The organism is Limosilactobacillus avium (genome assembly GCF_947381485.1).
In the GTDB taxonomy this organism is placed as follows: Bacteria; Bacillota; Bacilli; order Lactobacillales; family Lactobacillaceae; genus Limosilactobacillus; species Limosilactobacillus avium.
Genome location: NZ_CANCWN010000016.1, coordinates 34,497 through 44,165 on the forward strand (window position 1 = coordinate 34,497; position 9,669 = coordinate 44,165).

Genomic DNA, 9,669 nt, shown 5'->3' on the forward strand with positions numbered 1-9,669 from the left:
GAAGCCAAGGTGGCAATTAATAAGGAACTAATCAAGGATGACCTGTACGAGGCCGTTAACGGTGATTGGATCAAGGACGCAAAGATCCCTGACGATAAGCCGGCAACGGGTGGTTTTAACGACCTGGTGGACGGCATTGATAAGCAGATGATGGCGGACTTTGCAGCCTACGCAGACGGTAAGGAGAAGTCGGATGATGCCCGGTTCAACGAGATGATTAAGCTTTACCGGGTGGCTAAGAAGTTTAAACTACGGAAAAAAGTGGGCCCCAAGCCGTTAAAACGGATGCTTTACAGTGTCGAAGGCCTGAATTCCTATGATGATTACCAGGCCCAGTGGCGGAACTGGATCTTGATGGGGATGCCATCACCAGTCGCCTTTGACATCGACGCGGACATGAAGAACGCAACGGTATACGCACTGTTCGCCGGTGCGCCTTCGCTAATCCTGCCGGATAAGAGCTACTACGCAGAGGAAAAGAAGGAGCAGCATGACCAGCTCCTGCAGCTCTGGTCGGGGATGGTCAAGGAACTGTTAACGAAGATTGGCTACGACGATAAGACCGCTGACCAGCACATTGCGAACGCCAAGGCATTTGATGCTTTACTGGCACCACACGTCAAGAGTGCCGAGGAAGCCGCTGATTACAGCAAGATGTACAACCCCCAGAGTGTTGCCGAACTGGCAGGGTCAACGGACCAACTGGACATTGCGGCCGTAATCAAGCAGCTGGTTAAGTCGACCCCTGACAAGGTGATTGTCATGGAACCGGCTTACTTCAAGGCCCTCGATGGAATTCTGAAGGACCACTTTGACCTCTTCAAGAGTTGGGCACTAATCAACGTTGTCCGGGCCAACGCCAGTTACCTGGACGATGAGATGCGGGAAATAAATGGCCGGTACAGCCGGGCCCTTTCCGGCAGTAAGAAACCGGTCAGCCAGGAGAAATTTGCCTACTACCTTGCCCGGGACATCTTTAGTCAGGTTGCGGGAGACTACTATGGGAAGAAGTACTTCGGACCACAGGCCAAGGCCGATGTTCACCACATGGTTGAGCAGATGGTCAAGGTTTATAAGGGACGGCTGGCAAACAATACCTGGTTGAGTAAGGCAACCCGGGAGAAGGCCATCCTGAAGCTCGACAAGTTGGGAATCCAGGTCGGCTACCCGGATAAGATTCCGGCCCTCTACGATAAGCTGAAGGTTGATGAACAGGAATCCTTGATTGCCAACCTCAACCAGCTTGCCGTGGTTGCCAGCAAGGAAATGTTTGCCCGCTGGAACAAGCCAGTTGACCGGATGCGGTGGGAAATGAGTGCCGCCACGGTTAACGCCTACTACCACCCGTTTAAGAACATCATTGTCTTCCCCGCTGCCATTTTGCAGGCACCGTTTTACTCGCTCAAACAGACGAGCAGTCAAAACTACGGGGGAATTGGGGCCGTCATTGCCCATGAAATTTCTCACGCCTTTGACAATAACGGGGCCCTCTTTGACGAGTACGGGAACCTCAACAACTGGTGGACCCCTGAGGATTCGGCCCATTTCAAGAAGTTGGCGCAGAAGATGATCGACGAGTTTGACGGCCTGCCGATTGCCGGTCAGAAGGTCAACGGGAAATTAACCGTTTCTGAAAACATCGCCGACGGGGGTGGCCTATCCTGTGCGCTTGAAGCCGCTAAGAAAGAAGACGACTTCAATGCCAAGGAATTCTTTATCAATTGGGCCATGATTTGGCGGATGAAGGCCACCCAGCAGTATGAACAACTACTTCTCTCAATTGATGTCCATGCCCCGCAAAAGCTGCGGGCTAACGTTCAGGCGCAAAACCAAGCCGACTTCTACACTGCCTTTGATATCCAACCAGGTGACAAGATGTACAAGGCACCGGAAGACCGGGTCAACATTTGGTAACATTAAGAAACACCGGGGCTCAGATGGTGAGCATCCGGTGTTTTAATTTGGTCTAAAAAAGATAGCGTGACAATTCTTCTCGTGCCCGGTATTGTAATAGGCAAGAATTATTTCCCGGGAAATTAATTTGCTTTGAGGAGGAACGAGATGGAATTTGCCGTGAAAATTAAACATTATCGCCAACAGAACAATTGGACCCAACAGGTAGTGGCGGAAAAACTTGGTGTTTCCCGTAAAACCATTTCAAGTTGGGAAAACGGGCGCTCCTATCCCGATATTTTCATGCTGGTCCAGCTCAGTGACCTCTATCACATTAGTTTAGATGACTTATTACGGGAGGATCACGAAATGATTGATAACTACAAACAGGAGCACGTTACTAATACCAAGCAAGACCGCACCTTTATTATTTCGTATATAATTAATGTTGTTGCAAGCCTATATTTTCTCTGCCGCTCGTTAGTCGGCACCAGCTGGCTTAACCAGCTGCAGCCAGGATGGCGAATGCTGGCTGGCGTTCTAGTTGGCCTGGTGTCATTTAATATCTATTTCCTATTGAGTAAGGTTGAATGGAAGGAGATGAGTCGCTCCACCAAGATTGGGGCAGTAATGACCTTTATTGTTGTGCTGGCTCTTTTGACTAAGCTGGACACGGTAGCCCTACCCAAGAGTGCCTATCAATTTGGGGTCGGGGTTGGCCATGGCTTTGTCATTGCGCTATCAGCCCTCTCAATTGTCGAAACAATTTGGTTGTACCAACAATTTAAGAAACGAAGGGATTATTAATGGTAAAGATTAAGGTTGTCGAAGGTGACATTACAAAGGTTAAGGTGGACGCAATCGTCAACGCTGCTAACACCACTTTAATGGGCGGCGGTGGTGTGGATGGTGCCATCCACCGGGCGGCCGGTCCGGCCCTCTACGCTGCCTGCGAAAAGTTTGGTGGCTGTCCAACCGGTGAAGCCCGCATCACCAGTGGTTTTAATTTGCCGGCGAAGTACATCATTCACACGCCGGGACCGGTTTGGCACGGTGGCCAGCACGGTGAGGACCAGCTACTGGCGAACTCTTACCGCAATAGCCTGGAGCTGGCCGACCAAAATGGCTGCCGTACTGTGGCCTTCCCATCGATTAGTACGGGGGTCTACTCCTTCCCCCTTGACCAGGCGGCTAAAATTGCCATCCGGACGATTCGGGAATTTTTACAAAGTGCCCATCAAGTCGATGAGGTGACGATGGTCTGCTTTGACCCCACCACGGCCCGCACCTACCAGGCAGCACTGAAATAATAAAAAAACGGGGACGCAAGCTTTGATGAGCTCGCGTCCCCGTTAATTGCATTCTTATTAGTGAACAAATGAGGTAACAGCGGTAACTAAACCGAAGATGATTCCGGGGAAGTTAGCGATGATTACCGGCCAATCCTTCTTATCAGGCTTTACCCAACCATAGATAACCCAGAGCAGGGCGTTAATGGAGGCAAAGAACGGCTGTACCGGAGATACCGGATTACCTGTAAAGTTGGCAATGATTTGTTCAATGTAAGAAAAGTACATTACTAAGCAGGCAATAGTGGCGAAGTTCCCAGTGAACTTCCGTACCCGCTGCTTAACAGTTGGTTTTTGGCTATCCATAATAAAAAAGTCCTCTCAAGTAAAATTTACTGAATTATTTCGAATATTATACTTCTATTATAACCGCTTTTGACATATCATATCGCGGGAAAAAGCTGATGTCAACCGGTTGACATATTAAATAGTAAGCGCTAACATAGAAACCGTTAACAAAAGTATTCAATTCTGGAATTAGATTTTTTAAGTAAAGGAAAGAAGAGAGCAAACATGGCACATCTTTCATTTGATACACAAGGCTTAAAACAATTTGTTCATGACAACGAATTAGGTGAAATGCAGGCAATGGTTAACGCTGCTAACGACGAACTCCGCAACGGGACCGGCGCCGGGGCGGACTTCCGTGACTGGCTCCACTTGCCAACCGAATATGACAAGGACGAATTCGCCCGGATCAAGGCCGCAGCCAAGAAAATCCAATCCGACTCCGACATCCTGGTCGTTATCGGAATTGGGGGCTCCTACCTCGGTGCCCAAATGGCCATCGACTTCTTGCACAACACCTTCTACCAGGCCCAAAGCGCCAAGGATCGCAAGTACCCACTGGTAATCTTTGCTGGTAACTCCCTAAGCTCCACCTACGTTCACGACCTCTTACAACTGATCGGTGACAAGGACTTCTCCGTCAACGTTGTTTCTAAGTCCGGGACAACCACGGAACCATCAATTGCCTTCCGGATCTTCAAGAAGAAGCTGATTGAAAAGTACGGCCTGGAAGAAGCCAACAAGCGGATCTACGCCACGACTGATAAGGCCAAGGGTGCTTTGAAGACCGAAGCTGACGCTAACGGCTACGAATCATTCGTCATTCCGGACGGCGTCGGTGGTCGTTATTCCGTTCTTTGCCCAGTGGGCCTCCTGCCAATCGCCGCATCTGGTGCCGATATTGACAAGTTGATGGAAGGGGCTGCCCAAGCCGAAAAGGATTACGTTGACCCTGACCTGACTAAGAACGAGGCTTACCAATACGCTGCTTACCGGAACATTCTCTACCGGAAGGGGTACGAAACTGAGCTTCTCGAAAACTACGAACCAAACATGCGGATGTTTGCCGAATGGTGGAAGCAATTAGCCGGTGAATCCGAAGGTAAGGACCAGAAGGGAATCTACCCATCCAGCGCCAACTTCACTACCGACCTCCACTCCCTGGGGCAATACATTCAAGAAGGTCGCCGCTTCCTGATGGAAACCGTTGTTAAGTTGGACAAGCCCAACTTTGATGTTGAGATTCCTAGTGAAGACGACAACCTGGATGGCCTGAAGTACCTGGAAGGTAAGACAATGGACTTCGCCAACACGAAGGCCTACGAAGCCGTAGTCGCTGCCCACACCGCTGGTGGTGTTCCGGTAATGACGGTCCACATTCCAGAAGAAAATGAATACACCCTCGGTTACCTGATCTACTTCTTTGAAGTTGCCATGGGCATCTCTGGTTACCTGAACGGGATTAACCCATTCAACCAACCCGGGGTTGAAGCTTACAAGACCAACATGTTTGGCCTGCTGGGCAAGCCCGGTTACGAAGAAGTCGGCAAGAAATTGCGGGCAGAAATGGAAAAGAACGAATAAACCAAGGAGGAACTTAGCATGTTATTAGGAAGTATCGAAGCTGGTGGAACCAAGTTCGTCTGTGCCGTTGGTAACATCAACTACCAAATTCAAGACTCAGTCCACATTCCAACCACCACGCCAGAAGAAACGCTGCAAAAGTGCATTGAATTCTTTGACCAGTACAAGGACCAGCTTTCCGCTATCGGGATTGCCTCATTCGGGCCAATCGAAATTCGGAAGAGCTCACCAAAGTATGGTTTCATCACCAACACCCCAAAGAAGGGCTGGGCAGACACGGACTTTGTCGGCCCGTTCAAGAAGCACTTTAACATCCCAATCGCTTGGACAACTGATGTTAATGGGTCTGCTTACGGTGAATACGTTCTGTCGACCCTCTTCAACAAGCGGATCAACTCCCTGGTTTACTACACTATCGGAACCGGTGTGGGTGCCGGTGCCGTTATTGATGGTAAGTTCGTCGGTGAACTCGGTCACCCTGAGATGGGCCACATTCGCCTGAAGCGGCACCCTGACGACCTGAACTTCAAGGGAATCTGTCCTTTCCACGGCGACTGCCTTGAAGGATTAGTTAGTGGACCAACCTTCGAAGCCCGGACAGGCAAGAAGGGGCAAGACGTTCCGTTGACTGACCATGTTTGGGACATCATGGCTTACTACGTTGCCCAAGCGGCAGTTGATGCCACGTTGATGTTCCGTCCTGGTCAACTCATCTTTGGTGGTGGGGTTGTCAGCGAGGAGTTCTTAAAGAAGGTTCGTCGCGAATTCAAGAAGTTGCTTAATAACTACGTTGACGTTGGCGACGTTGATGAATACATTAGTATGCCATTGGCTAAACACAATGGCTCTGCTACCATCGGTGACTTTGCCTTGGCTTTGAAGGCGGCTACTGAATAACTTACAGTATAATTTAAGGAAGGCATGAGAGAGTATGAAAGAGTATGAAAGAGACAAAGTTTATTAGCATTTTAAGTAAGATTGCGACGGTAATTGCAATCTGCATGTACGTTTCCTACATTCCACAGATTATTAATAACTTGCACGGTAACTACGGGGCACCACTCCAGCCCCTGGTTGCGGCACTGAACGGTTTGTTGTGGTGCATTTACGCCTACTTCAAGCGGCAACGTGACTGGGCCGTTTTCTGGGCTAACTTCCCAGCAATTATCTTCGGCCTGATAACATTCTTAACATCATTCTCGTGGTAAGGAGCAAAAGGATTTCCTGGATTGCGTCGCAGTCCAGGAAATTTTTTTGTTAATCGGGAAACACACTGGTGGGCTGCGCTTGAGATAATAAATGTTATAATTAAGTGAATTTACTAATAGGGTGGGAATAAGATTGAATATTGTTTGGACATGGGATATTATCCGCCGCATTATTGAAGTATTGTGGTTGATCAACATTGGCTTTGCTATCTGGACCGTTTTTCGGACCCGGCGCGATATTGCGTCAACTTGGGCCTGGCTGCTGGTCCTGTCAGTATTTCCGGTGATTGGCTTTATCGTCTACCTCTTTGTCGGCCGGAAGCTGTCAGAGGACGATATTTTTAACATCCGCGACGAACAGCAGCATTTCCGTGAAAAGGTCGTTGCTCGTCAGGAGGCATTGCTGGAGAAACACAAGCTCCTGCTACAAAGCGGCCGCTTGGCCCGGGCACGCCAGCTCATCAGCCTGTCGACCAGCCTGGATAACGCAATTGTGACCTTCAATAACCGGGTCAAGGTTTTCATCGATGGTAAGAAACTGTTTACCAAGATGATTGACGACTTTGACCAGGCCCAGGACCACATTTACGTCGAATTTTATACCTTTTACGCTGACGACCTGGGTAAGAAAATTCTGGCAGCGCTGGAACGGGCAGCCAAGCGGGGGGTCCAGGTCAAGGTTCTCTATGACTTGAGTGGGTCCCGGGGGACAACCTACAAGTTCTTTGCCCACCTGGAAGAATTGGGTGGCGAGGCCCAACCTTTTAACTCTAAGTCCAATAAGCGGATCACCACGCCGCGGTTGAATTACCACCTTCACCGTAAGATCGTGGTGGTTGATGGCAAGATCGGCTACATTGGGGGCTTTAACATTGGTGACCAGTACGTCGGTAAAATGGCCAAGTTTGGCTACTGGCGTGATACCCACCTGCGAGTCGTTGGTCAAGCGGCCCTGACTTTGACCGGTCGGTTTGCCTTGGACTGGAACATGACCTGCCGGAAGACTAGTAAGCACCGGGTAGAAATTGAAAAGGTAGTTGAGAGCTTGAACATTGAGCGGCCGGCCGATCCAGAGAAGGATGTCGTGATGCAGATCGTTTCATCGGGTCCGGACAATGATGATTACGCGATTCGGCGGGGCTACGAGTCGATCATTTCATCGGCCCGCAAGTACGTCTACATTCAAACCCCATACTTGATTCCGGGTGAACCAATCCTGGAGTCACTAGTAATCGCGGCGCGGAGTGGAATTGATGTTCGAATCATGATTCCGTGTATGCCGGACCACCCGTTCGTTTACCGGGCAACGGAGTACTATGCTAAGTACCTGGTTAACAACGGGGTCAAGGTTTATAAGTATAATAACGGCTTTATCCATGCCAAAACCATGGTCAGCGGTGACAACCTTTCCTCAGTCGGCTCAGCAAACCAGGACTACCGGAGCTACCGGCTGAACTGGGAAGCCAACGCCTTTGCCTACAATGAGGAGTTAACGGCCCAGCTGAAGCAAATCTTTGAGGAAGACATGAAGGATAGTACCCTACTGACACCGGAATACTTTGCCAAGCAGTCAAACTGGCGGAAGTTCAAGCAGTACTTCTCCCGTTTGCTGTCGCCAGTACTATAAATTAAGAAGGAAGTGAGGAGTTAGCGCCCCGCACTTCCTTTTTATTTTCTAATTTTAGGTAGGCTTGTGAATTTAATGAACAACCAAAATATTTTTTCACAAAGATTACAGTTATGCTAAGTAGTTGAAGCATGTACATTTATGAACTATCAAGCAAATCAATTGTGAAATTACAGAAAACGTTTACAATGTGAAGTGTGGGGATGCAAAGTACAGAAAACAAAGAAAGGTGGATATATAAAATGGCTTATCGAACAGTTAACCCTTATACCAATGAAGTTGAACATGAATATCCGCAAACAACGGATGAAGAAATTGAAAAAACGTTAGCCGCAGCCCATGCCCTCTACCTCAAGTGGCGTGATGGCAGCGAACTGGCTAAGCGGAAGCAGATTATAACCCGCTTAGGTGCCCTTCTTCGTGACAAGAAACACGCGATGGGGGAACTGATTACCCGTGATATGGGGAAGCTGATTGGTGAAGCAGAAGGGGAAGTTGAGCTGTGTGCGTCCTTCTGTGACTACTATGTCCAAAGAGCGGACCAGTTTCTGGCCCCGACGCCAATCTATACCGACACGGGCAATGCCTACGTCCTGCACCAGGCAACTGGTGTTTTGATGGCGGTTGAGCCGTGGAACTTCCCATTTTACCAAATCGCCCGGGTCTTTATCCCGAACTTCTTGGCGGGGAACCCGATGATTTTAAAGGATGCCTCTAATTGTCCAACATCGGCCCAAGCATTTGCGGACCTTGTTAAGGAAACCGGTGCACCGGTCGGTAGTTTGACCAACCTCTTTGTTGACTACGACCAGGTTGGGGCCATCATCGCTGACAAGCGGGTCCAGGGCGTCTGCCTGACTGGCTCTGAACGTGGTGGCCAGGCGGTTGCAACGGAAGCCGCTAAGAACCTCAAGAAGAGTACGATGGAACTGGGTGGTAACGATGCCTTTATCGTCCTCCCGGATGCGGACATTGATAAGTTGGCGGCAATTATTCCTGCTGCCCGTCTCTACAACGCTGGCCAGGTATGTACCTCTTCCAAGCGCTTTATCGTCCCGGATAACCTTTACGATGAATTTCTGAAGCACGCTAAGGAAATCTTCAGCAGCGTTAAGATGGGGGACCCAATGGACCCAAGCACGACCCTGGCCCCAATGAATTCTAAGAAAGCAAAGGAGAAGCTTGAAAAGCAGGTTGCCTTAGCCGTCGAAAACGGGGCGAAGGTAGTTTATGGGAACCAACCCGTTGACGACCTCGATGGCCAGTTCTTCATGCCAACAATTTTGACTGACATTCGTCGTGACAACCCAATCTTTGACCAGGAGATGTTTGGCCCGGTAATGTCTGTTTACAAGTACCACGACGTTGCCGAGGCAATCGACCTTGCCAATGACTCAAGTTACGGCTTAGGAAACACGGTCTTTGGTAAGAATGTTTCTGAAGCACGGAAGGTCGCTGCCCAGATCGATACGGGGATGACCTGGATCAACTCTGGGTGGGCATCACTTCCAGAACTGCCATTTGGTGGTGTTAAGCACTCTGGCTATGGCCGCGAGTTAGCTGAACAGGGCTTCAAGTCATTTATTAACGACCACCTGGTATATGAACCAGAAGAATAATTAACTTGAAATAAGTAACGTAAAGGGAGTGAGACAGAACTAGCTTGCTAGTTCGTCTTCGAACCCCCGCAAGCACAAAGAGGACTCTAGCGTTCGGATTT

General features: G+C 49.3%; 9 protein-coding genes. 8 read left to right on the top strand and 1 reads right to left on the bottom strand.

All coding sequences use genetic code 11. The features are described 5' to 3' along the window. Positions 1–9: 9 nt before the first annotated feature. From QOS01_RS06390 to QOS01_RS06400, 3 genes are all read left to right on the top strand, one after another. The gene (locus QOS01_RS06390; protein WP_283621599.1) at positions 10–1,914 is read left to right on the top strand and encodes a M13 family metallopeptidase; all 1,905 of its coding nucleotides are present in this window, start codon (positions 10–12) and stop codon (positions 1,912–1,914) included. Positions 1,915–2,061: 147 nt separating this feature from the next. Next, entirely contained in the window at positions 2,062–2,700 is a 639-nt protein-coding gene (locus QOS01_RS06395; protein WP_283621600.1) for a helix-turn-helix domain-containing protein, read from the top strand. Next, on the top strand, positions 2,700–3,203 hold the full coding sequence (locus tag QOS01_RS06400; protein WP_283621601.1) for an O-acetyl-ADP-ribose deacetylase: 504 nt from the start codon (positions 2,700–2,702) through the stop codon (positions 3,201–3,203). Before QOS01_RS06395 ends, QOS01_RS06400 begins: the two co-directional genes overlap by 1 nt. Before the next feature lie 57 nt (positions 3,204–3,260). Here QOS01_RS06400 and QOS01_RS06405 read toward each other — a convergent pair whose 3' ends face one another. Then, a complete protein-coding gene (locus tag QOS01_RS06405; protein ID WP_283621602.1) occupies positions 3,261–3,548 on the bottom strand; it encodes a SemiSWEET family transporter in 288 nt (95 codons plus the stop codon). A 207-nt stretch (positions 3,549–3,755) separates the two neighbouring features. On the opposite strand from QOS01_RS06405, the gene QOS01_RS06410 reads away from it, so the two are divergent. The 5 genes from QOS01_RS06410 to QOS01_RS06430 all read left to right on the top strand — a co-directional run bounded on the left by QOS01_RS06410 (position 3,756) and on the right by QOS01_RS06430 (position 9,568). Further along, a complete protein-coding gene (locus tag QOS01_RS06410; protein WP_283621603.1) occupies positions 3,756–5,114 on the top strand; it encodes a glucose-6-phosphate isomerase in 1,359 nt (452 codons plus the stop codon). Positions 5,115–5,132: 18 nt separating this feature from the next. After that, complete coding sequence (gene scrK / locus QOS01_RS06415; RefSeq protein WP_283621604.1) at positions 5,133–6,011, top strand: fructokinase ScrK; 879 nt, start codon at positions 5,133–5,135, stop codon at positions 6,009–6,011. A 44-nt stretch (positions 6,012–6,055) separates the two neighbouring features. Beyond that, entirely contained in the window at positions 6,056–6,322 is a 267-nt protein-coding gene (locus QOS01_RS06420; RefSeq protein WP_283621605.1) for a hypothetical protein, read from the top strand. 133 nt (positions 6,323–6,455) lie between these two features. After that, positions 6,456–7,949 (top strand): cardiolipin synthase, encoded by a 1,494-nt coding sequence (gene cls, locus QOS01_RS06425; RefSeq protein ID WP_283621606.1) that lies wholly within the window; start codon positions 6,456–6,458, stop codon positions 7,947–7,949. A gap of 242 nt (positions 7,950–8,191) precedes the next feature. After that, positions 8,192–9,568, top strand: coding sequence for an NAD-dependent succinate-semialdehyde dehydrogenase (locus QOS01_RS06430; protein ID WP_283621607.1), 1,377 nt, complete (start codon positions 8,192–8,194; stop codon positions 9,566–9,568). Positions 9,569–9,669 lie beyond the last annotated feature (101 nt).

Coding starts and splice junctions, on each gene's coding strand:
- QOS01_RS06405 (WP_283621602.1), bottom strand. CDS start 3,548: ATGGATAGCCAAAAACCAACTGTTAAGCAGCGGGTACGGAAGTTCACT.
- QOS01_RS06420 (WP_283621605.1), top strand. CDS start 6,056: ATGAAAGAGACAAAGTTTATTAGCATTTTAAGTAAGATTGCGACGGTA.
- QOS01_RS06400 (WP_283621601.1), top strand. CDS start 2,700: ATGGTAAAGATTAAGGTTGTCGAAGGTGACATTACAAAGGTTAAGGTG.
- QOS01_RS06395 (WP_283621600.1), top strand. CDS start 2,062: ATGGAATTTGCCGTGAAAATTAAACATTATCGCCAACAGAACAATTGG.
- QOS01_RS06430 (WP_283621607.1), top strand. CDS start 8,192: ATGGCTTATCGAACAGTTAACCCTTATACCAATGAAGTTGAACATGAA.
- scrK (WP_283621604.1), top strand. CDS start 5,133: ATGTTATTAGGAAGTATCGAAGCTGGTGGAACCAAGTTCGTCTGTGCC.
- QOS01_RS06410 (WP_283621603.1), top strand. CDS start 3,756: ATGGCACATCTTTCATTTGATACACAAGGCTTAAAACAATTTGTTCAT.